The 23,713-nt window shown below is 55.7% G+C and carries 26 protein-coding genes; 14 read left to right on the top strand and 12 right to left on the bottom strand.

The window, feature by feature from the left end; translation table 11 throughout:
• The first annotated feature begins 183 nt into the window (after positions 1-183).
• The 4 genes from E3E28_RS01350 (at position 184) to E3E28_RS01335 (ending at position 4,443) form a co-directional block, all read left to right on the top strand.
• Positions 184-1,122: an ABC transporter ATP-binding protein gene (locus E3E28_RS01350; RefSeq protein ID WP_167913739.1), complete on the top strand. Its 939-nt coding sequence runs from the start codon at positions 184-186 to the stop codon at positions 1,120-1,122.
• Positions 1,119-1,889, top strand: a complete 771-nt coding sequence (locus E3E28_RS01345) for an ABC transporter permease (protein WP_167913738.1) — start codon at positions 1,119-1,121, stop codon at positions 1,887-1,889. The genes E3E28_RS01350 and E3E28_RS01345 overlap by 4 nt, the downstream gene beginning before the upstream one ends.
• An 86-nt stretch (positions 1,890-1,975) precedes the next feature.
• Positions 1,976-3,664, top strand: coding sequence for a methylmalonyl-CoA mutase (locus tag E3E28_RS01340; RefSeq protein ID WP_167915082.1), 1,689 nt, complete (start codon positions 1,976-1,978; stop codon positions 3,662-3,664).
• 167 nt (positions 3,665-3,831) lie between these two features.
• Positions 3,832-4,443 carry a hypothetical protein gene (locus E3E28_RS01335; protein ID WP_099211877.1) on the top strand — a complete coding sequence of 204 codons (612 nt, stop codon included), beginning with the start codon at positions 3,832-3,834 and terminating at the stop codon, positions 4,441-4,443.
• Here the strand turns inward: E3E28_RS01335 and E3E28_RS01330 are convergent, their stop codons facing one another.
• A complete protein-coding gene (locus E3E28_RS01330; protein WP_167915081.1) occupies positions 4,444-6,564 on the bottom strand; it encodes a restriction endonuclease in 2,121 nt (706 codons plus the stop codon).
• A 123-nt stretch (positions 6,565-6,687) separates the two neighbouring features.
• Between E3E28_RS01330 and E3E28_RS01325 the strand changes: the two genes are divergently transcribed.
• A complete protein-coding gene (locus E3E28_RS01325) occupies positions 6,688-7,908 on the top strand; it encodes a phosphoglycerate kinase (RefSeq protein WP_167913737.1) in 1,221 nt (406 codons plus the stop codon).
• On the opposite strand, the gene E3E28_RS01320 is transcribed toward E3E28_RS01325, so the two are convergent.
• On the bottom strand, positions 7,890-8,366 hold the full coding sequence (locus E3E28_RS01320) for a PadR family transcriptional regulator (protein ID WP_167913736.1): 477 nt from the start codon (positions 8,364-8,366) through the stop codon (positions 7,890-7,892). The two genes, E3E28_RS01325 and E3E28_RS01320, sit on opposite strands and share 19 nt — an antisense overlap.
• A 43-nt stretch (positions 8,367-8,409) precedes the next feature.
• Positions 8,410-8,814 (bottom strand): ferredoxin family protein, encoded by a 405-nt coding sequence (locus E3E28_RS01315; protein ID WP_167915080.1) that lies wholly within the window; start codon positions 8,812-8,814, stop codon positions 8,410-8,412.
• 117 nt (positions 8,815-8,931) lie between these two features.
• Between E3E28_RS01315 and E3E28_RS01310 the strand changes: the two genes are divergently transcribed.
• From E3E28_RS01310 to nth, 3 genes are read left to right on the top strand one after another with little or no spacing between them, the layout of a single operon-like run.
• Positions 8,932-10,110 carry a glycoside hydrolase family 18 protein gene (locus E3E28_RS01310; RefSeq protein WP_167913735.1) on the top strand — a complete coding sequence of 393 codons (1,179 nt, stop codon included), beginning with the start codon at positions 8,932-8,934 and terminating at the stop codon, positions 10,108-10,110.
• A 44-nt stretch (positions 10,111-10,154) separates the two neighbouring features.
• Positions 10,155-10,583, top strand: a complete 429-nt coding sequence (locus E3E28_RS01305) for an ATPase (protein ID WP_167913734.1) — start codon at positions 10,155-10,157, stop codon at positions 10,581-10,583.
• On the top strand, positions 10,552-11,265 hold the full coding sequence (gene nth / locus E3E28_RS01300; protein ID WP_167913733.1) for an endonuclease III: 714 nt from the start codon (positions 10,552-10,554) through the stop codon (positions 11,263-11,265). Before E3E28_RS01305 ends, nth begins: the two co-directional genes overlap by 32 nt.
• Before the next feature lie 10 nt (positions 11,266-11,275).
• On the opposite strand, the gene E3E28_RS01295 is transcribed toward nth, so the two are convergent.
• Both E3E28_RS01295 and E3E28_RS01290 read right to left on the bottom strand, forming a co-directional pair.
• Positions 11,276-11,854 (bottom strand): potassium channel family protein, encoded by a 579-nt coding sequence (locus E3E28_RS01295; protein ID WP_167913732.1) that lies wholly within the window; start codon positions 11,852-11,854, stop codon positions 11,276-11,278.
• Complete coding sequence (locus E3E28_RS01290) at positions 11,847-12,452, bottom strand: potassium channel family protein (protein WP_167913731.1); 606 nt, start codon at positions 12,450-12,452, stop codon at positions 11,847-11,849. The genes E3E28_RS01295 and E3E28_RS01290 overlap by 8 nt, the downstream gene beginning before the upstream one ends.
• Before the next feature lie 86 nt (positions 12,453-12,538).
• Here E3E28_RS01290 and E3E28_RS01285 point away from each other — a divergent pair, with 86 nt between their 5' ends.
• The 4 genes from E3E28_RS01285 (at position 12,539) to E3E28_RS01270 (ending at position 16,762) form a co-directional block, all read left to right on the top strand.
• Positions 12,539-13,702, top strand: coding sequence for a magnesium transporter (locus E3E28_RS01285; protein WP_167913730.1), 1,164 nt, complete (start codon positions 12,539-12,541; stop codon positions 13,700-13,702).
• Positions 13,699-14,472, top strand: coding sequence for a sugar phosphate isomerase/epimerase (locus E3E28_RS01280; protein WP_167913729.1), 774 nt, complete (start codon positions 13,699-13,701; stop codon positions 14,470-14,472). Before E3E28_RS01285 ends, E3E28_RS01280 begins: the two co-directional genes overlap by 4 nt.
• 87 nt (positions 14,473-14,559) lie before the next feature.
• A complete protein-coding gene (locus tag E3E28_RS01275) occupies positions 14,560-15,981 on the top strand; it encodes an acetate--CoA ligase family protein (RefSeq protein ID WP_167913728.1) in 1,422 nt (473 codons plus the stop codon).
• A 19-nt stretch (positions 15,982-16,000) separates the two neighbouring features.
• Positions 16,001-16,762, top strand: coding sequence for an acetate--CoA ligase family protein (locus tag E3E28_RS01270; protein ID WP_167913727.1), 762 nt, complete (start codon positions 16,001-16,003; stop codon positions 16,760-16,762).
• On the opposite strand, the gene E3E28_RS01265 is transcribed toward E3E28_RS01270, so the two are convergent.
• The 7 genes from E3E28_RS01265 to E3E28_RS01235 form a co-directional block, all read right to left on the bottom strand.
• Positions 16,759-17,115, bottom strand: coding sequence for a hypothetical protein (locus E3E28_RS01265; RefSeq protein ID WP_167913726.1), 357 nt, complete (start codon positions 17,113-17,115; stop codon positions 16,759-16,761). The two genes, E3E28_RS01270 and E3E28_RS01265, sit on opposite strands and share 4 nt — an antisense overlap.
• Positions 17,116-17,153: 38 nt before the next feature.
• A complete protein-coding gene (locus E3E28_RS01260) occupies positions 17,154-17,939 on the bottom strand; it encodes a PLP-dependent cysteine synthase family protein (RefSeq protein WP_167913725.1) in 786 nt (261 codons plus the stop codon).
• A 156-nt stretch (positions 17,940-18,095) separates the two neighbouring features.
• Positions 18,096-18,668, bottom strand: a complete 573-nt coding sequence (locus tag E3E28_RS01255) for a hypothetical protein (protein WP_167913724.1) — start codon at positions 18,666-18,668, stop codon at positions 18,096-18,098.
• A gap of 41 nt (positions 18,669-18,709) precedes the next feature.
• Positions 18,710-19,258: a DUF998 domain-containing protein gene (locus tag E3E28_RS01250; protein ID WP_167913723.1), complete on the bottom strand. Its 549-nt coding sequence runs from the start codon at positions 19,256-19,258 to the stop codon at positions 18,710-18,712.
• Between the two features lie 10 nt (positions 19,259-19,268).
• Positions 19,269-20,411: a tRNA uracil 4-sulfurtransferase ThiI gene (gene thiI / locus E3E28_RS01245; protein WP_167913722.1), complete on the bottom strand. Its 1,143-nt coding sequence runs from the start codon at positions 20,409-20,411 to the stop codon at positions 19,269-19,271.
• A 4-nt stretch (positions 20,412-20,415) separates the two neighbouring features.
• The gene (locus E3E28_RS01240; RefSeq protein ID WP_167915079.1) at positions 20,416-20,739 is read right to left on the bottom strand and encodes a hypothetical protein; all 324 of its coding nucleotides are present in this window, start codon (positions 20,737-20,739) and stop codon (positions 20,416-20,418) included.
• 38 nt (positions 20,740-20,777) lie between these two features.
• Positions 20,778-21,386: a nitroreductase family protein gene (locus E3E28_RS01235; RefSeq protein ID WP_167913721.1), complete on the bottom strand. Its 609-nt coding sequence runs from the start codon at positions 21,384-21,386 to the stop codon at positions 20,778-20,780.
• Between the two features lie 94 nt (positions 21,387-21,480).
• On the opposite strand from E3E28_RS01235, the gene E3E28_RS01230 reads away from it, so the two are divergent.
• Both E3E28_RS01230 and pfkC read left to right on the top strand, forming a co-directional pair.
• Complete coding sequence (locus E3E28_RS01230) at positions 21,481-22,194, top strand: aspartate/glutamate racemase family protein (RefSeq protein WP_167913720.1); 714 nt, start codon at positions 21,481-21,483, stop codon at positions 22,192-22,194.
• Between the two features lie 104 nt (positions 22,195-22,298).
• Positions 22,299-23,681 carry an ADP-specific phosphofructokinase gene (gene pfkC / locus E3E28_RS01225; protein WP_167913719.1) on the top strand — a complete coding sequence of 461 codons (1,383 nt, stop codon included), beginning with the start codon at positions 22,299-22,301 and terminating at the stop codon, positions 23,679-23,681.
• The last annotated feature ends 32 nt before the right edge of the window (positions 23,682-23,713 follow it).

Raw genomic sequence — 23,713 nt, 5'->3', positions numbered from 1 at the left:
TTTTCGAAATTTGAGATAGTACTCGAAGATTATTAGAATTTCGGGCGGGTTTTTGTAAAATGTTCAAGAGGGGAAGCGCCCTCGGCTGGCTCTTCGTCAAAATGCTAAGCAAACCCATTAATTTTGTCGGGACGTCGGCACAAAGCTTATTAGCACCGCTTCGATTTCAATTTAGGTGTTAAGATGGTCGACTACGCCATTGAGACCCTCAGGCTCACCAAGTTCTTTGGAAAGCGCAACGTCGTCTACAACCTCGACCTCAGGGTTCCTAAGGGGGTCGTTTACGGCTTTCTCGGGCCGAATGGAGCCGGAAAGACGACGACAATCAAAATGCTCACCGGCGCGCTGAAGCCGACCTACGGCGAGATTAAGATTCTGGGCCTCGAGATGTCCCGCGAGAGGGTTGAAATCATGAGGAAAGTCGGCTACATGCCCGAGAAGCCCCTGGCCTACGAGGACATGACGGTTTTTGAGTTTCTGGTTTATATGGGCAGGCTCTCCGGCCTCGGACGGGAGGAAGCGATTAAGCGGGCGAGGGAGCTGATGGCCTACACCGGCGTCGGAAGGCTCGCCTTCAACAGGGTGAGGGAGCTCTCGAGCGGGCAGAGGCAGAGGGTTTCCTTCGCGTCCGCCCTAATCGGCGACCCCGAACTGCTCATCCTCGACGAGCCGACCAGCAACCTCGACCCCATCGGCAGGATAGAGTTCATAGGAAAGGTCCTCGAGCTGGCGAAGGCCGGGAAGACGGTCTTCCTGTCGAGCCACATAGTCAGCGAAATCGAGAGGACGTGCAACTACGTGGGCATAATCAAGGACGGCCAGATGATAGAGCAGGGGCGCGTCAAAGACCTGACGAGGTTCGAGAGCAACGACTACGACGTGGTCGTCTCGGACAACGCCCGGCTGATGGAGTTCCTGCGCGACAAGGTTTACGTGCGCGAGGTCTGGGAGGAAGAGGGAATCCTGCGGGTTCGCCTCGACGGGCGCTTTGCAGAGAGGTTCTTCACGGAGGTTCCGCGGTTCATAGGTGAGAACGGCCTCGCGCTGAAGCTCTTCAAGCCCCACACGAGCCCGCTGGAGAGAATCCTCATGAAGCGCTTCAACGCGGGGTGGGAGGAATGACGCCGGTTTTCGAGACCGAGTTTCTAAGGCTAATCCGCTCGCGGAAGTTCAAGCTACTCTTCCTCGTTACGATTTTCCCGGCGGTAATCTACCTGCTTAACCCCAACGCGAGCGGGACGGGGGTTGAGGAACTTAAGAGGGGATTTGAGGGCCTCTTCTCCGACCTGCTTCCAAACTACTGGCTTGGGATAATCGGCCAGCTAATAGCGGTCATAATAATGAGTGACCTAATCGCAGGAGAGATTGACAGGGGCACGATAAGGCTAATCCTCGCGAGGCCCATCGGAATCGGCGAGTTCCTTGCCGGGAAGTTCCTCGCGGGTTTATCGGCGCTCCTCGTGCTCTTTGGAGTTCCTTACGCAGTAATCTGGCTCTACGCCCCCCTTCCTTACCACGCGGGCTTGGCTGGGGTTAAGGCCCTCGCCGTTGACTTTGGGGCGGTCCTCGCTTCGACCGCCGTAATCCTGGCCTTCCTCGGGGCGCTCTCGATGTTTTTGGCGGTCCTCGTCAGGAGGCCCCTCTACGCAACCCTCGCCACGTTCGGAATACTCTTCCTCGGCCAGTTCCTCCTTCCCCAGGTTCCCTACTTCGAGCACCCTGAGAGGCTGACCCTCGGCTACCAGGCCCTCGTGATGTTGAAGGCGGGCTTTGAAAACCTGAGCGTGGCCGGAACGCCCTGGAAGACTGTGGTGACCTTTGCAGTTGCCTCCGCCGGCCTGCTCTCTGCCACGTGGCTCCTCCTCGTTAAAGGGGAGTTCCCGGACTGATGGACTTTTTATCCAATGCCAAATGCTTCCTTTCGCTATGTAAAAGGTTTTTATAGTTCCCCGCCCTACCCTAAGCGGTGGTTGATATGACCTTCGATAAGGAGAAGCTCGCCAAGATTCGCGAGGAGGAGAAGCGCTGGGAGGAGACCACCGTCAAGAAGTTCATTGAGAAGAGGCCCGAGAGAAAGGAAAAGTTCATGACGGATGACGGTTTCGAGATTAAGAGGCTCTACACTCCCGCTGACCTCGGCGAGGACTGGGACTACCTTGAGAAGCTCGGCTTTCCGGGTGAGTATCCATTCACGCGCGGTGTCTACGCAACGATGTACCGTGGCAGATTCTGGACGATGAGGCAGTACGCGGGCTACGCCACCGCCGAGGAGAGCAACAAGCGCTACAAGTACCTCCTCGAGCAGGGGCAGACCGGTTTGAGCGTCGCCTTTGACCTGCCGACCCAGCTGGGCTACGACTCCGACCACCCGATGGCCGAAGGTGAAGTCGGAAAGGTCGGCGTTGCCATTGATTCGCTCTGGGACATGAGGATTCTCTTTGACGGTATTCCACTCGACAAGGTCTCAACGAGCATGACGATTAACTCGACCGCCGCCAATTTGCTCGCGATGTACATCCTTGTTGCCGAGGAGCAGGGCGTTGCCCAGAACCAGCTCCGCGGAACGGTTCAGAACGACATCCTGAAGGAGTACATAGCGAGGGGAACCTACATCTTCCCGCCCCAGCCGAGCATGCGCCTTACAACGGACATAATAATGTACTGCGCCGAGAACATTCCCAAGTGGAACTCGATAAGCATAAGTGGATACCACATCAGAGAGGCCGGAGCCAACGCGGTCCAGGAGGTTGCATTCACCCTGGCCGACGGTATAGAGTACGTCAAGGCCGTCATCGAGCGCGGTATGGACGTTGATAAATTCGCCGGGAGGCTGAGCTTCTTCTTCAACGCCCACAACAACTTCCTTGAGGAGATTGCGAAGTTTAGGGCCGCGAGGAGGCTCTGGGCATACATCATGAAGGAGTGGTTCAACGCCAAGAACCCGCGCTCCATGATGCTCCGCTTCCACACCCAGACGGCAGGTTCAACGCTCACCGCTCAACAGCCCGAGAACAACATCATCCGCGTTGCCATTCAGGCCCTCGCGGCGGTTCTCGGTGGAACCCAGAGTTTACACACCAACTCCTACGATGAGGCCCTTTCACTCCCGACCGAGAAGAGCGTGAGAATAGCTTTGAGAACCCAGCAGATTATCGCCTACGAGAGCGGTGTCGTTGACACCGTTGACCCGCTCGGAGGTGCCTACTACATCGAGTGGCTCACCGACCACATCTACGAGGAGGCCCTGAAGTACATCGAGAAGATTCAGAAGATGGGCGGAATGATGAGGGCCATAGAGCGCGGTTACATACAGAAGGAGATTGCCGATGCCGCCTACAAGTACCAGAAGGAAATCGAGGAAGGCAAGAGGATAATCGTCGGCGTCAACAAGTTCCAGACCGACGAGCCCCTTGAGGTCGAGATACTCAAGGTCGACCCGAGCATTCGCGAGAAGCAGATTGAGCGTCTCAAGAAGCTCCGCTCCGAGAGGGACAACAAGAAGGTCGAAGAAGCCCTCGACAAGCTCAGGAACGCGGCCGAAACAGACGACGAGAACCTCATGCCCTACATCATCGAGGCCCACAGGCACCTCGCGACCCTCGGCGAGGTCACCGACGTCCTTCGCGAGGTCTGGGGCGAGTACAGGGCGCCGTTGATATTCTGAGGTTCTCCCCCCTATCTTTATTTTCAGAAAAATCAAACCCGTATGGCCTTTCCAAACCCCGCCGTTTTCTTGATTTTTCTCGAAAAACCTTCGGAAGGGATAGCTTTCACCCGACCGGCATGGAAGGGTTTTTAAACCGTAGCTTTGAGCGTCCCTTGGTGATGGGGGTGAAGTTCAAAGGCAAGGCCTTCGGAAACGTCGTGAGGATTGAGTTCGATATACTCACCCTCGGCGAGCTTAAGATTGATGATTTGAGAGACTTTGACGTTGATTCCCTCAAGATTGAGCTCAAGCCGACCTCATCCGGTATAAAGGTCATCGGCATATGGGAGGGGCCCGTTGAGAGGGCTGGAGAGGGCATAAAGAAGGCCCTTGAGGAGAGCTACAAGCTCCGCGAGAGAATCCTTAACAGGATTAGGAGCAAGACCGAGGCGATACGCTCGACGATGCTCCAGCTCGGCTTTAAGGAGGCCGTTGAAGGCTACGGAAGCGTCCTCCGCTTCGTCAAGAAGGTCGGCCCCTACGAGATTGTCGTGGTAGCTTCAACGACCGACGATGTGGTTCGCGTCGAAGTCTACGGCAACGAGGGCAAAATCCTCAGTCCGGAACTCGAAAGCATCTTCGAGGACGTTGAGGTTGAGGAGCTTGAGATTTACGACTTCGACGACGGCAAGGAGGAGAGGCTGGTAATAAACCTCGAGATACCGCGCAACGAGGACAAACCGGAGAAAAAGATAGTGGAAGCAATAAAGATGATAGAGAACATGCTGATGGCGTAGTCACTTGTACTTGCTCTCCAGCTGGAGCTGTTTGAGCTTCGCCGTCAGGCCCTTCGCCGGGGCCCTGTCCTCGCTTATTATCTTCCCGGTTCTCGTGTCAATCCTCGCGTAGTAGAGGTGGTCCTTTCCGGCGACCTTTATGTGGACGTAGTTCTGCTCCTTGTAGTGGGTCAGCCTCTCGGTCCTCAGCTCGGTTTCGCCGTAAATCTTCCGTATGTGCTCGTGGAAGCTGTTCTCGAGGGCAACTTCCGTGAAGCGGACGTCTTCCTCCTTGACCTCGCCGGTCTTCCTGTCGAGGATTAGCTTTCCGACCTTCGTTCCGCCCTGGAACTCCGCGACCCAGTCGTTTTCAAGCCTTAACGACTTGAGCTCCGCCGTCTCGTCGATTCCCTTTATCCTCTCAACCGCTATCTCCCTCGCAACGTCCTCGAGCAGAACGCGGTCGGTTTCCTCTATCAGCTTGCCGTCCTTGCTGACCTTGACCTTTATCGCGTGCCTCCCGTTCTCTGCGGTGACGAGGTATGAAGCCTCTTTCTCCTCAACGCTCTTTACCTCGAAGTCGGGATACTTCTCCTTCACCAGCTCTTTAGCCTTCTCAGGGGTTATCTCGACGATGTAATCCAGAACGTCCCTCGTCGCGCCGTCGACCTTTACGAGAGCTTTTCCTCCCTCGCCCTCAAGTTCCAGTTCAAGGAACTTGTGCTCTATTACCCTGCTTCCCTTCATCTCAAGGTTTCTCAGCGGGAAGTTCTCCTCTATAATCCTCTTCGCGTTGTCGAGGGCCTCCTCGGGCGAGGGGAGCTTTCTGACTTCCTTCAGGCTTCCGTTCTCGAGGTTGACCTCAACGACCGCTATCCCGTCCTTGAGCTTGACGTCAGCGATGGCCACCTTCTTGCCCTTCTCAAGGCTCAGGATTTCACCTTCCGGATATGTCCTTTCGAGGAGCTCTCTGAGGGCCTCGTCGGTCATTACAGTCTCGGCCATCAGGGCCTTTCCTGTGTAGGCGTTGAACTTGAACTCGAAGGTGAAGCGCCTGGTTCTTCCTGTTACCTTTACCTTCCAGCCGTCGCGGGTGAGGTTTATCTCCTCTGGCCTCTCTCCGAGGCGCTTTTCCACGATTTCCCGTACCTTTTCTCTGAAGAACTCCTCCGGCAGGGGCTCCATCTCGAACTCCACTTCACCCGTTACCGGGTTCACCCTCGCTTTCCCCTCATTCTCCCCAATCTGAAGCTCTACCTCAACGCTCTCCGGGACGTAGACCTTCTTCCTCTCCTGTATCCTGATGTCCCCCTCTGGAACGCCGAGTTCCTTCGCGAGCCTCTCCTTGAGGACTATCACGGATTCGCTCGGGCTTATCCTGTTGATTACCTCCCGCTCGGTGGCCTTTATCCTTGAGCTATCGTTGAGAAGGGCCTTCTTAACCGGAGTTGCGAGCTCGCTTGAGAGTGCCTTTGGAACGACCTTTTCCTTCGAGAACACCACGGCTTTGTCGCGCTCGTTCTTCTCGTCAACGCTCCAGGAGAGTATGTAAGCGCTCGTGAGGACGACCTTCATCGATTTTATCCTCATCTCGGCCGGCTTAACGGGGTACTCCGCGCTGGCCTTCTTGGCTATGAGCTTCGTTATCTCCTCGGGCGAGAACTCGTAGAGAAGCGGTGCGTCAAGGTCGAACTCTTCGAGCGGGCTCTTTTCTTCTTCCTCGTCCTTTTCCTCCTCAATCTTCGGCGCCTCTATGCCGTAGTTGGAGAACGTCTGGGCCAGTTTGTCGGCGTCCCACATAACTATTCTTCCGCGGTATTCCTTGGCGACGGTGCTCCTCGCGTCCTTAGTAAAGCCTATCGGAGCCACAAGGATTCCCCTGTCGGCCTTGTACTTGTCGAGCAGGTCGCCGAAGACGTTGATGTCCTTGGCGGATGCAAGTGAATCCGTGTGAACCTTTATGATGAGCTTTTCCATCCCGGCTATCGGGTCATCTCTGATTGCAACTATGTCTATGCCCCACTTTCCCCTGTCGCTGACGCGCTCGTAGTTCTTAAACCCCATTCTTCCGAGAACCTCGATGATGTAGTCGATGAGCGTCTCGCGGGGGAGCTTTCTCACCAGTTGGGCCGTCCAGGTCATGCCGTTCACCTTCCGAAAGGAATAATACGTTCCCCTTAAGAACTTACTTGAGCTCCGTTATTCACCGAGAGTGTCCAAATAAGCTTTATTAATGGCCATATTTAACATTTTCCCGGTGATGCAATGTTCAGGCTCACCGACTTCAACTTTCACGGCAAAACGGTGTTTCTGAGGGTGGATTTGAACTCTCCGGTTGAGAACGGCAGGATTACGAGCGACGCGCGCTTCAGGGCGGTTCTACCGACGGTGAAGCACCTCGTGGAGGACGGTGCCAGGGTCGTAATCGGAACCCACCAGAGCAGGCCCTACAAGGGCGACTACATAACGACAGAGCAACACGCCCAAATCCTCGGCGAGCTTCTCGGGCAGGAGGTTGAGTACGTCGAGGACATCTTTGGAAGGCTCGCGAGGGATAGAATAAAGTCCCTGAAACCTGGCGAAGTTCTCATGCTCGAAAACCTCCGCTTCTCTGCGGAGGAGGTCTTCTACCGGCCCCTCGAGGAGTGCGAGAGGACCTTCTTCGTGAGAAAGCTCGCCCCGCTCGTAGACTACGTCGTCAACGACGCCTTCGCTTCTTCACACAGGAGCCAGCCCTCGCTCGTCGGTTTCGCCCGGCTGAAGCCTATGGTGATGGGCAACCTTATGGAGAGGGAGATAGACGCCCTTAGCAGGGCCTACGAGAGCGACGAAAGGCCGAGGGTTTACGTGCTCGGCGGTGCGAAGGTTGACGACTCGCTCAGGGTTGCCGAAAACGTCCTTAGGAAGGACAAGGCAGACCTAATCCTAACAGGCGGTCTCGTCGGCCACGTTTTCACCCTCGCGAAGGGCTTCAACCTCGGCGATGCCAACCTTGAGTTCATGGAAAAGAAGGGCCTCCTTGAGCTTGTTGACTGGGCCGAGAGAATACTCGACGAGTTCTACCCCTATGTGAGAACCCCTGTTGATTTCGCCGTTGACCGCGATGGTGAGCGCGTTGAGGTTGACCTGCTGAGCGACGAGAAGTGGCTCTTCGACCGCTACCCAATCCTTGACATCGGCTCCCGGACGGTGGAGAAATACCGCGAGATTCTCCAGAAGGCGAAAATCATAGTTGCCAACGGTCCGATGGGTGTCTTCGAGAGGGAAGAGTTCGCTGTCGGAACTGTCGGCGTCTTCAGGGCGATAGCGGAGAGTCCTGCTTTCAGCGTCGTCGGCGGTGGCCACTCGATAGCGAGCATCTACAAGTACAACATAACGGGCATAAGCCACGTCTCGACCGGCGGAGGGGCCATGCTCAGCTTCTTTGCCGGGGAGAAGCTCCCGGTTCTTGAAGCCTTCAGGATAAGCTATGAGCTCTTCTCCTGACCCTTTGTTTCCCCGAGGAGAATCAGTCTGACCCGCTTGGTGAAGTCCATAAACTCCTCGGCGAGGGCCCTCTTCTGCTCCTCGCTCAGCTCGTTAACCGAGTTGAAAACGTCCTTCAGCGCCCTGGCGAGCTCGAAACCTCCAATCTTCCGGAACTCTATGAACTTCTCGGCGAGGCTCAGGACGTTCTGGAGTTCCTCCTCGTGCTCCCGCAGGTATTCACTTCCCTTCTCCGTGGTCCTGTAAAGCTTCTTCTCCCTCTTGCCCGAGCCGACGGTCTCGATTAACCCCGCCCTCCGGAGCGATGCCAGAATCGGATAAACGGTTCCCGGGCTGGGGTGAGGGACGCCATAGCGCTTCTCGAGCTCGGCCATTATCCCGTAACCGTGCATCGGCTTCTCCTCGAGCATCTTGAGGATTAGGAGCTTGAGCTGACCCCTGAAGTTCGGCCTCTCCATTTAATTCACCGATATATCGTTCGACATGTTGGTTTAAAAGCTTTCAGTTGTTCTTCCTGAACTTCTCAGCATGTTCCTTCCGGAACACGAACTTAATTCCGTACTTCTTCTTGAAGGGCAGTTTTAGGGTGTTGTACAGCAGGACGAGGGTTGGATGCTTGACAGGTTTTTCAACGGGCCTCAGAGCGCCGGTCGGGCATGCCTGGACGCAGATGTAGCACTTCCTGCAGTTCTCGGGGTGGCTCATGAAGGGCCTTAGCCTGACCTTGTACTTGAAGCCGAAGAGGCTCACCTTCATCGGGATGACTTCCCAGATTTTATCGCTGAACGGGCACACGAAGATGCATTCCTCCCCTCCACCGCAGATGGGGTAGTGTATCACGAGCGGGGCGGTTTCTTTCATTCTCTCGTAGTACTCCTTCCAGTCCGGCACTTCCTCCGCTCCCATGTCCAACACCTATTAAGTTTTCAGACATGTCCTGTTTCGACATATCGAATGATATATTTCTTAAAAGCGTTGCGGTTCGGGCGACATCGTTTTATCCTCCTTGCCGTATCTTCAGGAGTGGTTCCCGTGCGGTCGAGGTCGGTCCTTTCCTCAACCCTGGTGCTCGCGGTGCTCCTGCTGACGGCGGTGCCAGCCGGGGCTTCGTTCACGGTGAGCGTTTACTATCCCTCCTGGGCACTCTACGACGGCTTCAGCCCTTCGGAGATTCCGCTCGATAACGTCAGCATCGTCGTCTACGCCTTCCTCCGGCCCCTCGCGAACGGAACGGTCGTTTATGGCGACCCCTACGCGGACGGGATTAACCTTGAAAAGCTCAGGGAACTCAAAAGAACCCACCCGAGCGTTAGGTTCCTCGTGAGCGTCGGTGGCTGGACCTTCAGCGAGAACTTCTCGAAGTTCGCCTCCTCAAAAGCAGGAAGGCGGGCCTTCGCGGAGAGCGTTCTTGCAATCCTCAGGGAATACGAGCTCGACGGCGTTGACGTCGACTGGGAGTTCCCCTGCTGGGTTCCAAACGGCGGTGAGGAGTTTCTGGCGCTCGTCCAGACGCTCAGGGAGACACTCGGGGATAGCTACATCATAACCGTAACCGCGCCGGCCGACGCGGATACAGCATCGTGCGTTGACTGGAGCAACGTGAGCCGTTTCGTGGACTACATCGGCTTGATGACCTACGATTACGCCGGCCCCTGGCTGAACTTCACATACTTCAACGCCCCGCTCTACTATCCCGGCGTCGGGCCGGGAAGCGTGAACGAGACGGTTAGCTGGTACCTCAAGATTGTTCCCGCGAAGAAGCTCCTCCTCGGGATTCCCTTCTACGGGAGGGCCTTCACCGGCGTTCCCGCGAGGAACTTCGGCCTCTACCAGAGCTTTGAAAACGCAACCGACGAGGTTCCTTACTCTTCAGTTGTGAAGCTCGTTGAAAACTGCTCCGTCCTCTGGAGCGAAAGGGCAGAGGTTCCCTGGGCGTACTGCCCCAACGGAACTTTCCTGACCTACGACGACCCGAAGAGCGTCGCGGAGAAGACCCGCTACGCCCTCGCAAAGGGCCTCGGCGGAGTTATGGTCTGGCAGATAACCGAGGACGTTGTAAACGGTAGGCATGTTTTGCTTGGGGCGATAGTGAAGGAAATAGGCGCACACACTGAACAGAACATGAGGGCTGAGCACCAAGAGAAATGCCGTCCTCACGTCGTTTTCTGGGTTCTCGCCCGCTTTCGGAGGGAGGTTCTCTAACGTTAACCTTTTCTTCTCCCGCTCCAACTTCCTTCGGTGGTTCCATGAAGGTCGTTTTGAAACCGCTATTCGAGGCTGAGCTTCCCGCTGGATTCGAGGAGATAGTGAGGGAGAAGCTCCGGGGCAGGGAGCTGAAGACTGGAGAGACCGTCGAGGTGGAGCTCCTCGGAAAACCTTTGCCCTTCAAGGTTCTCCTGGCCGAACCGAGCCCCCTGAAGGTGGACAAGAGCACAAAAATCGAGTTCTCCGCTGGAGAAGTTGAGGAGTTCACGCTTGAGTTCGAAGGGGAAGTAGATGATGCAATTCCATTCGAGAAGGGGTTTGTCGTCGTTCTCGGGAGCGAGGTTCGAATCTACAACTGGAGCGGGCAAAAGATTTATAGCAGAGAGTTCGAGAACCTGAAAAGAGTTAGAGTGGCCGAGGGAAAGGTGGTGGTAGTGCATGGCAGGGAAGTCACGGTCGTTGAGCCTTGAGGGCTTTACCTTCGAGGAGAGCTGGGATGAGAAGAGGAAAAGGGCCGAAAAAATCGTTGGAATCCTCATGAAAACTCACCCGAGGGAGAAGCTCCTAATCGGCGACCCCTACAGGACGCTGGTTCACTGCATAATCTCGCAGAGAATGCGCGACGAAGTTACCTACCGCGTCTGGGAGGAGCTTTTTGAGAAATACAGGGACATCGAGACGATAGCCAACACGTCGGTTGATGAGATGCGCGAGTTTCTCAGGAAGAGGGGCGTCGGCCTCTGGAAGACGAAGGGCGAATGGATTGTCAAGGCCTCGCGGATAATCCTTGAGAAGTACGGCGGGAAGGTTCCGGACGACATCAACGAGCTGATGAAACTTCCCGGAATCGGGAGGAAGTGCGCCAACATCGTCTTAGCTTATGGCTTCGGGAGGCAGGCCATTCCTGTGGATACGCACGTGAACAGGATAAGCAAGCGCCTTGGCCTCGCTCCGCCGAGGGTTCCTCCGGAGAAGGTCGAGGAGTACCTGATGGAGCTGATTCCGAAAGAGAAGTGGATTTACGTGAACCACGCGATGGTCGACCACGGGAGGAGCATATGCAAGCCGATAAGGCCGAAGTGCGAAAGCTGTCCGCTGAAGGAGCTGTGCCCCTACGCGAAGGGGCTCGTCAGGGACGAGGATATAAAATGAGAAACTGGAGTCACTCCTCCTCTTCCACTTCCTCCCCTGCGAGCTTCCTCAGCTTGTCCATGTCCGAGCTGACCGCTATGAGGACGTCACCTTCTTCAATCGTGTCCTTCCTTCCGGGGTTGTAGATGTAGCGCTCACCGCGCTTTATTGCCAGAATCCTCGTGCCTATCTTGCTCGGTAGCTTGAGCTGTTCGAGGGTCTTGCCGATGAGAACCGAGCCGGCCCTTACAGTGACGCGACCGAGCTCCTCCTCGGTATCCTCCATTATTTTCTGAATAATCGGGTGTGGCTCGATGTCGCGGAGGATTATGTCCGCTATCCCGTAGGCGGCATCGCTTATGCGCTCGTTGATATCGGCCAAATCTATGACGCTCAGTAGGCTTTCGGGGTCTTCCTCCTTCTTCGCCGCGCGGAGGGCGAGCTTTTTGACCTTCAGTGTCAGGTCGTCCATCTTCTCCTCTAGGAGGTAGACCTCCTCCGCTATGTCCTCGCTGTTGTACATGACCGATGAAAAGGCCAGGTCAATCATGAGGGCCGATAAATCCTTCATCTCGACGAGGCAGTTCCTAATCTCATCGAACTCACTCATTGGGCATCACCTTGATGTTGCCCCTCGCTATCTCCTTCAGGTAGTCCAGGGCAGTCCTCGTTCCCCTGCCGATGAGTATATCGTTGGGGAATATCTTGGTGTCCTCGTCGGGGTCGAAAATCCACCTTTTACCGCGCCTTATCGCGATTATCCTCACCCCTGTGTTCGTCGCGAGGTCGAGCTCTTCGAGCGTTTTTCCGACAAGGATTGACTCCGGAGAGACGACTATCTTGCCGATGGTTTCCTCGCTCTCGAGGATTACCTCGGTAATCAGCGGGTGGAGCTTCTCCTCGAGGACCATCTTTGCCAAATCTCCCGCCGCGTTGGAGATGTCGTCTATCGACCTGGCCATCTGGAGGATTGACGTTATCTGCTCGGCCTCCTTCATGTTCCTCGCCGCCAGAACCGCCCTGACGGTGAGGTTGTAGTTGAGTATGTCGAGGTATTCCTCGAGTTCAAGAACTTCCTCCGCCATCTCCTTCTCCTTGAAGAGAACCGCCGAATAGGCCAAATCAACCATGAGCTCGGCCGTGTTCTTCATTTCGATGAAGATGTCCTTAACGTTCTTGGGAACCTCAACCTCGTCCCATTCCTCCACTCCCGATTCACCGGTCTAAGTTGGGCCGGGCGACTATTTAACTTTTCGGCACAAACGTTTAAATGCCACCCCGCGAGTTTCCCTCGATGTCGTTTGGTAACAAGGTTCGAAACGCCTTCAGGGTATCGCTTCCATCTCTCATCGTCTCGTTAGTCATAGGTTTCTTCGGTGGAACGTTCCTCGGCAAGTACCTCGATAGGATTCGGAAGAGCTATCCGGGCCTGCTCGTAATTCTCCCCGGAATGATGGGCCTCCGCGGAAACGTCTTCAGCTCGATGGCGTCAAGATTTTCCACGATGCTCTACCTCGGTGAGCTCGAGCCCTCGATGAAGGACAGAAAGGTCCTCGAGAACGTCGTCATCGCCATGCTCCTCTCGCTGATTCCCGTAACGCTCCTCTGGGCGATAGGCGTCATAAGGGGAATCCGATATCACGCGTTCGAGATTCTCTTCATAGTCATCGGTTCGACGATACTCGTCTCACTAATCCTCGGCTACTTCACGGCTGGAATCACAATTCTGGCCTTCAAGCGGGACGTTGACCCCGACAGCCTCGCGGCACCGCTGGTTGCCTCAATGGGTGATTTGCTGACGATTCCAACCCTCATCGGGTTCATTCTCCTCCTTGAGGCGAGCGGTAAAGCCTTCTGGACCCTCAACGGGGCATCAATCCTCCTCCTGCTCGTCCTCTGGTTCCTCTCCCGCGTCAGGCTTGCCGAGTTCCTGAAGTACAAGCAACTCTTCACCACCGTAACAGCCCTCGCGATGCTCAGCCTAATCTCGGGCTTCACCCTCGAGCGCTTCAGCGGGCTTATAGCCTCGACGATAATCCTCGGCTTCGCTTATCCCTCAATCCTCAGCTCCTTCGGCAACTACGGCTCCATAATCGCCGCGAAAACGTCGACCAAACTCAACCTCGGTGAAATTGAGAGCTACTTCTCGCGGGAGCCCTTCGAGGAAATCCTCGCGCTCCTCCTGACGGCCCCGATAATAGGGGTCCTCATAAACCTGCTGAGCGCCGGGATAGCCTACCTCCTCCTTCGGGCGGAGCCAAGGCTCGTCTTCGAGCTCGCGGTCACGTACCCCCTGATGGCCCTCTTCATAATGCTCTACGCCTACTCGCTCTCCTACATCCTCTTCAAGCATAACATAGACCCGGACAGCGTTGCCATTCCGCTGATAGCGAACAACAGCGACATATTTGGAACCCTTTACGTCGTCGCGATAGCCAAGCTGATGGTGGGAGCATGATAGGGCTCTCGATGACGTCTTACACGGGCAGGACTCCTGGGGAGTTCGAACGCTGGCTTGAGGAAGCGGAAGGGCTCGGCTTCGACTTCGTCGAGCTGGTAAGCGAGTGGCCCAACTTCCTAACGAGGGAGACGTGGAAGACCTACGCCAACGTTCTCGGGAGCTTCGGGCTTGGGGTCACCGTCCACGCCCCGTTCAGCGACGTCAACATCGGCTCGCTCAACGAGAGGCTCAGGATGGCTTCCATCGAAGTCCTGCGGGAGACGCTTGACGTTGCCTCCCGTCTGAACGCGCTCGTGGTTACGGTTCACCCCGGCCACTGCTCGCCGGCGAGCAGGAAGTTCAGGGAGGACTACAACAGAGTTCACCGCGGTTCCCTTCGCGAGCTTGAAAAACTCTCCTGGGAGTTCGGCGTTAAGGTTGGCGTTGAGAACATGCCGAGCTTTCCAATACTCGACGCCCAAACGCCTGAGAGGCTGGCCGAGCTTTTAGAGGGGACGGAACTGGGTGTTACCCTCGACGTCGGTCACCTCAACACCGTCGGCTTCCCCTTCGAGCGCTTTACGGAGCTCCTCGGAGACCGAATCGTTCACGTCCACCTCCACGACAACTCCGGGAAGAGCGACGAGCACCTGCCCCTCGGAAAGGGAACCGTTCCCTGGCGGAAGGTTCTGCCCCGGATTATGAAGTTCAGCTGTGCCCTTGAGGTCTCGAGCCTCGACGACGCCCGGGTTAGTCTGGCCTTTCTCAGAGACATTGGTGAGCTTTGAAGTTCATTGAGGCCCACTTTTACAAAACGCAACCCTTTTATACATCCCCACCTAAAGAACTCTCGGATAACTTCTGGAGGGACGAGCATGGCTGAGAAGATAGTGGAGGAACTTAAACCCTTCTTCGACCCGAAGGCGGTCGCTATCATCGGTGCAACCAACAAGAAGGGAAAGGTTGGTAACGTCATCTTCGAGAACTTCAAGATGAACAAGGAGAGGGGCATTTTCAAGGGTAACATCTACCCCGTGAACCCCAAGCTCGATGAGATTGACGGATACAAGGTTTACCACACTGTCAAGGAGCTTCCCGATGACACTGATTTGGCCGTCATATCGATTCCAGCCCCCTACGTCCCGGCCACGATGAGGGACATAGCGGAGAAGGGCATAAAGGCAGTCATCATCATTACCGGCGGTTTTGGAGAGCTCGGCGAGGAAGGAAAGAAGCTCGAAAGGGAAATCTACGAGATAGCCAAGGCCAACGGCATACGCGTCATCGGCCCGAACTGTGTCGGCGTCTACGTTCCAGACACCGGCGTTGACACCGTCTTCCTGCCCGAGAGCAAGATGGACAGGCCCGAGAGCGGGCCGATAGCGTTCGTCAGCCAGAGCGGTGCCTTCGCGGCAGCTATGCTCGACTGGGCGGCAGGAGCGGGCATAGGAATCGGCAAGATGGTCAGCTACGGAAACAAGCTCGACGTCGACGACGCCGATTTGATGGACTACTTCATCCACGATGACGAGATAAACGTCGTCACCTTCTACATCGAGGGCGTCAAGGACGGAAGGAAGTTCATGGAGAGCGCCAAGCGCATTACAAAGGTCAAGCCCGTCATTGCCCTCAAGAGCGGAAGAACCGAATACGGAGCCAAAGCGGCATCGAGCCACACCGGTTCTCTGGCTGGAGCTGACACGATTTACGACGCCGTCTTCAAGCAGACCGGCATAATAAGGGCCGAGGACTTCGAGCACATGTTTGACCTGGCCAAGGCCTTCGCCCAGCTCGTTCACAAGCTCCCGAAGGGCGACAGGATAGGCATCATCACCGACGGCGGTGGGGCCGGAGTCATGGCCAGCGACGCGGTGGCGAAGTTCGGCCTCAAGATGGCCGAGCTGAGCGAGGAAACCGTCAAGTTCCTCAAGGAGAAGTTCCCACCGCACGCGGTCGTTGGCAATCCCACTGATGTCGTTGGAGACACCGACGCGGAGCGCTACAGGCTTGCCCTCGAAGCCTTTACCAAGGACCCGAACGTTGACGCGATACTCGTCATAGTGCTCTTCCAGGTTCCGCTCCTCGAGGAGGAGAAGGTCATCGACATCATAGCGGACTACCAGAAGAAGAGCGACAAGCCGATTGTGGCAGTAGCTATGGGCGGTAAGAAGACCGACCGCTACGCGAGAATGCTGGAGGAGAAGGGCGTTCCCGTTTACCCGACTCCCGAGAGAGGTGTGCGCGCCTTAGCGGGCCTCGTTAGGTACGCCCAGTACCGGGAGAAGGTGAAGGAGTAACGCTTACGGTGGTGGTAGCATGAAGGAGGAAGCCCTCAAAGTTATTGAGTCCGTCCTGTCCCAGGGCAGGACGGCCATGGTTGAGTACGAGGCCAAGCAGGTTTTAAAGGCTTACGGCCTCCCCGTTCCGAACGAGAAGCTCGCCAAGACCCTCGATGAGGCTCTCAAGTACGCGGAGGAGATAGGCTACCCCGTTGCCCTGAAGTTGATGTCGCCCCAGATACTCCACAAGAGCGACGCGAAGGTCGTCATGCTGAACATAAAGAGCCCCGAGGAGCTCAAGCAGAAGTGGGAGGAGATACACGAGAACGCGAAGAAATACCGCCCAGATGCAGAAATCCTCGGCGTCCTCGTCGCCCCAATGCTCAGGCCCGGCAGGGAGATAATCATAGGCGTCACCGAGGACCCGCAGTTCGGCCACGCGATAATGTTCGGTCTCGGCGGAATCTTCGTCGAGGTCCTCAAGGACGTGACCTTCCGCATTATCCCGATTACTGAGCGCGACGCGAGAAAGATGATTAGGGAAATCAAGAGCTACCCGATTTTGGCAGGAGCGCGTGGAGAGGAGCCAGCTGATATAGACGCCATCGTTGACCTGCTCCTCAAGGTCAGCCAGCTGGTTGATGAGCTCAGGGACTACATCAAGGAAATGGACCTCAACCCCGTCTTCGTCTACGAGAAGGGCAAGGGCGCGGTCATAGTCGACGCGAGGATTATCCTCAAGGAACCTAAGGAGAAGAAACCCGAGATAAGCTCGGAGTACAAGGAGAGGTGCGCTTAATCGCCTTCTGGCCTCTCTTCTCTTTCCTCGGCCTCTTTTTCCTCCTTGTAGACGAGCTCGATGTAGCTCAAAAGGTCGTGCATTATGAAGAAGCTTATGCCTGCATCGATGGCGGAGTAGATGTTCCCCGAGATTAGGTAGAGTAACGCGAAGAAGAACTCTATCGCTATGTAGACCAGCGCGACCTTTATCGCTCTCCTGTTCTCCCGCCCGACGCCGTAGGCCAGGATGAGGTTGAGCAGGCCGAAGAACAGGTAGATGACGGAGCTCCAGTAGTAGGCGTAGCCGAGGAGGAGTATTCCGTTTATCGTGAGCAGGTACGTGGCGAGCCTCGGTGGCTTGAGGTTGAGCATGGAAAAAGTTGGAGGGGGCCTTTAAAGCCTTTCCTCCGTCAGGAGAACTTCTCAAAAATCTCGACGTACTTGAAGCCGTCGTCCGGGAAGATTAGGACTGTCGTTCCTTCCGGTTTCAGCTCCTTCATCGCCCGGTAAACGGCGCCGGAACTCAGCCCCACGAGGATTCCGTTGAGCCTCGCCACTTCCCGGACCCCTGCAACCGCTTCCTCGAGGGTGACCTCGACGACCTCATCAACGTAGTCCACCCATTTCGGCCCGGTGTCAAGGCCCTTTATCCCGGGAATCCTCTCTCCCCGCGCCGGAACGACACCCACAACCCTCGTTCCGTAGCGCTCCTTCAGGTAGCTCCCAATCCCGGCGATGTGTCCGGAAGTGCCAATCCCCGCTATTAGCAATTCTGGCCTCTTTCCTATGCTCTCCAGTTGCTCTGCTATTTCCCTTCCCGTTCCCCTGTGGGCCAGGAAGTTGTTCTCGTTCTCGTACTGGTTCAGGTTCAAGGCCCCGCTCCTCCCGGCCTCTTCCCTGACGAACTCCACCATTTCCCGGTCTATCGTCTCGAAGTCCGTTAGAACGACCTCTGCCCCAAGAATACTGAGCAGAACACGTGTAGATTTTGGCGTTGGCCTCGGCAGGTAGGCCCTGAACTTTACACCGAGCACGTTGCTCAGCGAGGCGAGTGCTATTGCCGTGTTGCCGGAACTGGCTTCAAAAACGCTCCCAACGTTTCCGTTTTCAAGGGCCGAGAAGAGCAGTGTATAGGCCGTTCTGTCCTTTATGCTCCTGCTGAACGGGTTAAAGAACTCCAGCTTGGCAAAAGACATCCCCCCTCGTCCTCAGCCTGAGGAGGGGCGTCGGCTTGTACCTCTCGAACAGTTCGATACTGTTCTCGAACACGTTCATGGCCGTCACCGGTGGGAGTTTGGGGGTTTTCCTTAAAAACCTTCCTAAAACGTTCAGTTGTGGACAAAAATGGGTAATCACAGCAGGCCCTTAATCCTTTCGAACTCGCCCGGTGAGCCCCTCACTATCGGATACCTCGGCGTGAAGGGACAGCTCGGCTCCTCGCGGGCGCTTATCTCGAAGGTCCCTATCTTCTTGGCTATTCTGACGATTTCCTCCTTGTCGAGTCCGATTAAAGGCCTCAGAACCGGCAAATCACTCGCCCGGCTGACGATTAGGAGGTTGTCGAGCGTCTGTGAAGCGACCTGTCCGAGGGAGTCGCCGGTTATTATCGCGCTCGCCCCGACCTCGTGCCCAATCCTGCAGGCCCTTCTAAGCATCAGCCACTTGCAGAAGACGCAGGTCCAGCGCTCCTTCTTGAGCTCCTTCAGCCTCTCAAACACCGGCACGTGCTCCTCCGCGAAGTCCACCGTGATTAACTCGTCGAGCTTCCCGTATTTACTCAGAACCTCCCAGAGCTCGTGAACCTTCTCCTCCTTGATGGAATCCTGCCTGAAGTGAACCGGAACTACCTCGACACCCTTTCGGAGCATCAGGTAGATTGCCACGGGTGAGTCGATGCCCGAGCTGAGCAGTGCGACGGCCTTCATGACCGGAACTTCGGGCGGGCTTTTATGAGGCTTTCTTCAACTCAGGGTTTCAAACCTTTAAGGAGAAGGCCGATGTAGACGAACCACGCGAGGATTAGCGATGCCCCTATCAACTCCGGAATCGCCAGCCCCTTGAAGACCTTCGCCCTAATCAAGTAGAGCATCGTGAGGAACACGACAACCGCAAGAACGCCCCAGACGTAGTTAACTGGACTCTTCCGCCCGAGCTTTATCCCGACGAGCGCTATATCGGCTAAAGCCAGAACGTAGAACAGAACCGCCGAGGGGGTGTGGTAAGGGAGTTCCTCCGGGAAAACCCCGACAAGGAACAGGAAGACCAGCGCGAGGGGCATCAGGTAGGATAGGCCGTGCTTGAAGGCGACCACAGCGGGTATCATTGCCACAACCGCAAAGAACATCACGAAGCCGTTGAAGAGCCATCTATTGGGGTTCTTGAGCGAGCCCATGTCGCTCAGCGCGTTGTTCGTGAAGGAAAACCACGGGTTGGCGTGGATAACTATTGCAAGGCCCACGATGAAGATTATTGGGAGTGAAAGGGCCACGTAGGAAGCGAAGCGTTCAAGTTCCACCGCGACCACCTCAGCACTCCCTCTTCCTTGGCTCCTCTCCAAAGACCGCCTTGTAGAGCTTTCTGAACTCTTCCCACGAGCCCCTGATTATCGGGTGCTTCGGGATGAAGGGTATCTCATCCTCAGGGAGCGTTGAAAGCTCGAAGGTGCCGATTCTCTTCGCTATGCTAACTATCTCCTCCTTGTCCATGCCTATCAGCGGTCTGTAAATCGGTAAATCGCTCGCCTGGCTGACGATGTACATGTTCTCAAGCGTCTGACTCGCCACCTGCCCGAGGGAGTCACCCATCACGATGCCCTTCGCGCCGAAGTCCTTGGCTATCTTATCGGCGTGCCTCACCATCATGAACTTGCAGAAGACACACGTGTACTTCTCCTTCTTAAGTTCCTTCAGCTTCTCAAGGATTCTCTCGCGCTCCTTCGGCTTAACAACGATTAGCTCTGCCTTTCCGCCGTAGTGGTACTTCTTCAGCTGGTTCCAGATTTTCCTGACCTTTTCGAGGGTCTTCTCGCCCATGTAGATGTGAACCGGAACCACCTCGACACCGCGCTTCATCATAAGGAAAGCGGCAACCGGTGAGTCTATGCCCCCGCTTAGCAAAGCGACGACCTTGCCCTGCGTGCCTATCGGCAGTCCTCCCCAGGCTCTAACCTTGTCGACGAAGACGTACGCTCTGCCCTCCATCAGCTCGACGCCGACCTCGATATCGTAGTCGTGCAGATTAACCTCGCTCTCCTCGTTCTCGAGTATGTACTCCCCGACTTTGGCCTGAACCTCGGGGCTCTTCAGCGGGAACTCCTTGGTGATTCTCCTTGCCGTGACGCGGAATTTCGGCTTCTCAAGGTTTAGTTCCCTCTTCTTCCGCCTGAAGAGCTTTAGCGCGGTTTTGTTTATTTTCTCAAGGTTCGCCTCGACCTCCATCGCAGGTGAGAGCGAGACTATGCCAAAAACCCTCGTTAGGACCTCAACGGCCTCTTTGGCTTTGTTCGTTCTCACGAGAATCCTCCCGTGCTTGGCCTCGACCTTCTTGAAGTCGATTCCTTCGCTCACCAGAGCCTCGCGTATGTTGTTCATGAGTATGTTCTCGAACCATCTCCTCGTCTGCCTCGACTTCGTTCCAATCTCACCGTAGCGGACTATGACGACGTTCATGGAATCACCTCGCCACCGGGAACTTGACAACAATTTCTATGTACTTCTGGATAACCGTGTAGAGCACGAGGGACATCAGGTAAGACGAGAGCAGGATAAGCTCGTTCATCTCAAATATGTGCCTCGCCAGTTCCTTCGCCCTCGGGGTGGCGTCAACTATTGCGCGCATGTAGCGGACCTTCCAGTTCTGGTTCATAATGATAAACCCGACCAGGAAGAGCACCCCGACTAAGCCCATCATCTTGCCGAAGGCGAGCATGAGGAAGAGCGTTGACGTCATCACAAGCCAGCCACCGATGACCCCGAGGAGGATTACGAACTCTATCATGGCTATCATCCTTGCTTGGATAAAGGGGATAAAAAAGTTTAGATGAACCTCGTCACGTCATCAACGCCCTTCTTCCTCTTCCTCGGCTTGGGCTCGTTCCTCGGGTAGCCGACGGGAATGACCCCCACGAGGTAGTGGTTCTCGTCGAGACCCGCGAGCTCTCTAACCCTCTCCTCGATGCCCTTGAAGCTCGTCACGCCGATGTAGACCGTGCCGAGGCCGAGCTCCACCGCTTTGAGCATGAGGTTCTGAATGGCCATCGATGCGCTCTCGACGCTCCAGATGAACTCAACCTCGTCGAACTCCTTCCCCGGCAGGAAGCGAACGCGCCTGTCTATGAAGACCGCTATGTAAACCGGCGCCCTGAACATGCCCTCCTCGTACATCCTCTTCCTGAGCTTCTCTATCTTCTCCTCCGGCAGGTTGACCGCTCGGTAATAAACCTCCATGCCCTCGGCGATGAGCTCGTAGAGCTTCTCCCTCGCCTCATCGCTCCTGAAGACCACGAAAATCCAGTTCTCAAGCCCGCTGGCATTTGGAGCCCTTATTGCGCTCTCGATGAGCTTTCTTACATCTTCCTCCGGCACGGGCTTTTCGAGGAAGTAGCGCACGGAAGTCCTTTTCATTATCGCCTCGTCCAGTTCCATGTTCCCACCGGTCACCGTTGGGGATTCCTTTATTAATCCCTTTTCGAAACCAAAGGTTTAATAGAAGCGCCGAGAAACCCCGGAGGGTGAAAGCATGTACGGATGGAGAGGAAGGCTTGGCCTTATAGTTCCCTCCTCGAACACCACGATGGAGATGGAGCTTCACGATTACCTGCCGGAGGGCGTTTCGCTTCACACCGCCAGGGTTCCGCTCAGGAACGTCAATGAAGAAGAACTCGTGAAGATGAACACTTTAGCAGTCGAGAGCGCCAGACTGCTCAGGGACGCGGGCGTTGAGCTAATCCTTTACGGGTGCACGAGCGGTTCCTTCATCGGCGGAAAGGACTACGAGAAAAAGCTTGAGATTGAAATCGAGGACGAGGTGAACGTTCCGGTGATAAGCACGAGCACCGCAGTGATAGAGGCCCTAAAGATGCTCGACGCGAGAGAAATACTCGTGGTAACGCCCTACACCGACGAGATTAACCAGCGCGAGAAGGAGTTCCTTGAGGCCAACGAGTTCACGGTTCTCGATATCAGGGGCCTCGGCCTCGAGGACAACCAAGCAATCGGCAAGCTTGAACCTTACACCGCATACCGCCTCGCGAAGGCGAGCTTCACCGACGAGGCGGAGGCGATTTTCATAAGCTGTACCAACTGGAGAACCTTCGAAATCATCGAGACCCTCGAGAAGGACCTCGGCGTTCCGGTGGTTACCAGCAACCAGGCCTCCCTCTGGCTGGCTTTGAGGGAGATGGACGTCATGGAGCGGATTCCGAGCCTCGGAAGGCTCTTCACCGAGTACTGACTTGGCAAGTCCCTAACTCTTTTTTGCTTCCCTAATTTAAAACGAAATCCTTTTAAGAGCCCTCCATCAACTTCTCCATAGTTAGTCACTGTGGGTGATACAAAATGATGGAGCTCCTCGACGAGGCAAGGAAGCTGTCGATTTTCACGGCCTACAACGCGAACGTTGACGCGATAGTCTACCTCAAGGGCGAGACCGTTCAGAGGCTCATAGATGAGTTCGGTACCGATGCGGTCAGGAAAAGAATGGAAGAGTTCCCCAGGCAGATTGAGGAGCCGATTGACTTCGTCGCGAGGCTCGTTCACGCCCTCAAGACAGGAAAGCCGATGGCCGTTCCGCTCGTCAACGAGGAGCTCCAGAGCTGGTTTGACACCCACTTCAAGTACGACGTTGAGAGAATCGGCGGTCAGGCGGGAATAATAGCGAACCTCTTGGCCAACCTCGACTTCAGGAAGGTAATCGTTTACATCCCACACCTCGCAAAGAGGCAGGCCGAGATGTTCGTTTCAAAGAAGAACCTCTTCTACCCCGTCGTTGAGAACGGAAAGCTCGTTCTGAAGCACCCCCGCGAGGCCTACCGTGAGAACGACCCGGTCAAGGTGAACAGGATTTTTGAGTTCCGCGCCGGAACGACCTTCAGGCTGGGCGACGAGACGATTACCGTTCCCTACTCCGGTCGCTTCATCGTTTCGGCCCGCTTCGAGAGCATAAGGATTTACACGGAGGAGAAGCTCAAACCGTTCCTTCCCGAGATTGGCCTCCAGGTTGACGGCGCTATTCTTTCAGGCTACCAGGGGATAAGGCTCCGCTATTCCGACGGGAAGGACGCGAACTACTACCTCAGGGAGGCCAAGAAGGACATTCTCCTCCTCAAGCGCGAGAAGGACGTCAAGGTTCACCTGGAGTTCGCCTCGATACAGAGCAGAGAATTGAGAAAGAAGGTCATCTACAACCTCTTCCCGCTCGTTGACAGCGTCGGCATGGACGAGTCTGAGATAGCCTACGTCCTGAGCGCCCTCGGCTACTCCAAGCTCGCCGACAGGATATTCACCTACAACCGCATCGAGGACACTGTCTTAGGCGGAAAAATCCTCATAGACGAGATGAACCTCGAAGTTTTGCAAATCCACACGATTTACTACCTCATGTACATCACCCACGCCGACAATCCATTGAGCGAGGACGAGCTCAGAAGGAGCCTTGAGCTGGCGACGACTTTAGCGGCCGCGAGGGCCTCGCTCGGCGACGTCCGCTCGCCAGAGGACTTTAAAGTCGGCCTGAGCGTTCCCTACAACGAGCGCGGGGAGTACGTAAAACTACGCTTTGAGGAGGCCAAGAGGAGGCTCCGCACCAGGGAATATAAAGTCGTGATAATCCCCACGAGGCTCGTTAAGAACCCGGTTTCGACGGTTGGCCTCGGCGACACAATCTCAACCGGAGCCTTCACGAGCTACCTCGCGTTGCTGAGGGAGAAGGGTGTGCTCTGATGTTTTCTCGTTCTCTCCGGGACAGTTAGGCT

Source organism: Thermococcus sp. 21S9 (assembly GCF_012027635.1).
Lineage (GTDB): Archaea > Methanobacteriota_B > Thermococci > Thermococcales > Thermococcaceae > Thermococcus.
The sequence above is the reverse complement of the archived record's forward strand: the minus strand, read 5'-3'. Positions and strand labels throughout refer to the sequence as shown.

Coding starts and splice junctions, on each gene's coding strand:
- nth (WP_167913733.1), top strand. CDS start 10,552: ATGGCAGGGAAGTCACGGTCGTTGAGCCTTGAGGGCTTTACCTTCGAG.
- E3E28_RS01350 (WP_167913739.1), top strand. CDS start 184: ATGGTCGACTACGCCATTGAGACCCTCAGGCTCACCAAGTTCTTTGGA.
- thiI (WP_167913722.1), bottom strand. CDS start 20,411: ATGAACGTCGTCATAGTCCGCTACGGTGAGATTGGAACGAAGTCGAGG.
- E3E28_RS01295 (WP_167913732.1), bottom strand. CDS start 11,854: ATGAGTGAGTTCGATGAGATTAGGAACTGCCTCGTCGAGATGAAGGAT.
- E3E28_RS01270 (WP_167913727.1), top strand. CDS start 16,001: ATGAAGGAGGAAGCCCTCAAAGTTATTGAGTCCGTCCTGTCCCAGGGC.
- E3E28_RS01345 (WP_167913738.1), top strand. CDS start 1,119: ATGACGCCGGTTTTCGAGACCGAGTTTCTAAGGCTAATCCGCTCGCGG.
- E3E28_RS01285 (WP_167913730.1), top strand. CDS start 12,539: ATGTCGTTTGGTAACAAGGTTCGAAACGCCTTCAGGGTATCGCTTCCA.
- E3E28_RS01330 (WP_167915081.1), bottom strand. CDS start 6,564: ATGACCTGGACGGCCCAACTGGTGAGAAAGCTCCCCCGCGAGACGCTC.
- E3E28_RS01265 (WP_167913726.1), bottom strand. CDS start 17,115: ATGCTCAACCTCAAGCCACCGAGGCTCGCCACGTACCTGCTCACGATA.
- E3E28_RS01260 (WP_167913725.1), bottom strand. CDS start 17,939: ATGTCTTTTGCCAAGCTGGAGTTCTTTAACCCGTTCAGCAGGAGCATA.
- E3E28_RS01340 (WP_167915082.1), top strand. CDS start 1,976: ATGACCTTCGATAAGGAGAAGCTCGCCAAGATTCGCGAGGAGGAGAAG.
- E3E28_RS01320 (WP_167913736.1), bottom strand. CDS start 8,366: ATGGAGAGGCCGAACTTCAGGGGTCAGCTCAAGCTCCTAATCCTCAAG.
- E3E28_RS01230 (WP_167913720.1), top strand. CDS start 21,481: ATGTACGGATGGAGAGGAAGGCTTGGCCTTATAGTTCCCTCCTCGAAC.
- E3E28_RS01325 (WP_167913737.1), top strand. CDS start 6,688: ATGTTCAGGCTCACCGACTTCAACTTTCACGGCAAAACGGTGTTTCTG.
- E3E28_RS01305 (WP_167913734.1), top strand. CDS start 10,155: ATGAAGGTCGTTTTGAAACCGCTATTCGAGGCTGAGCTTCCCGCTGGA.
- E3E28_RS01235 (WP_167913721.1), bottom strand. CDS start 21,386: ATGGAACTGGACGAGGCGATAATGAAAAGGACTTCCGTGCGCTACTTC.
- E3E28_RS01315 (WP_167915080.1), bottom strand. CDS start 8,814: ATGGGAGCGGAGGAAGTGCCGGACTGGAAGGAGTACTACGAGAGAATG.
- E3E28_RS01240 (WP_167915079.1), bottom strand. CDS start 20,739: ATGATAGAGTTCGTAATCCTCCTCGGGGTCATCGGTGGCTGGCTTGTG.
- E3E28_RS01275 (WP_167913728.1), top strand. CDS start 14,560: ATGGCTGAGAAGATAGTGGAGGAACTTAAACCCTTCTTCGACCCGAAG.
- pfkC (WP_167913719.1), top strand. CDS start 22,299: ATGATGGAGCTCCTCGACGAGGCAAGGAAGCTGTCGATTTTCACGGCC.
- E3E28_RS01255 (WP_167913724.1), bottom strand. CDS start 18,668: ATGAAGGCCGTCGCACTGCTCAGCTCGGGCATCGACTCACCCGTGGCA.
- E3E28_RS01280 (WP_167913729.1), top strand. CDS start 13,699: ATGATAGGGCTCTCGATGACGTCTTACACGGGCAGGACTCCTGGGGAG.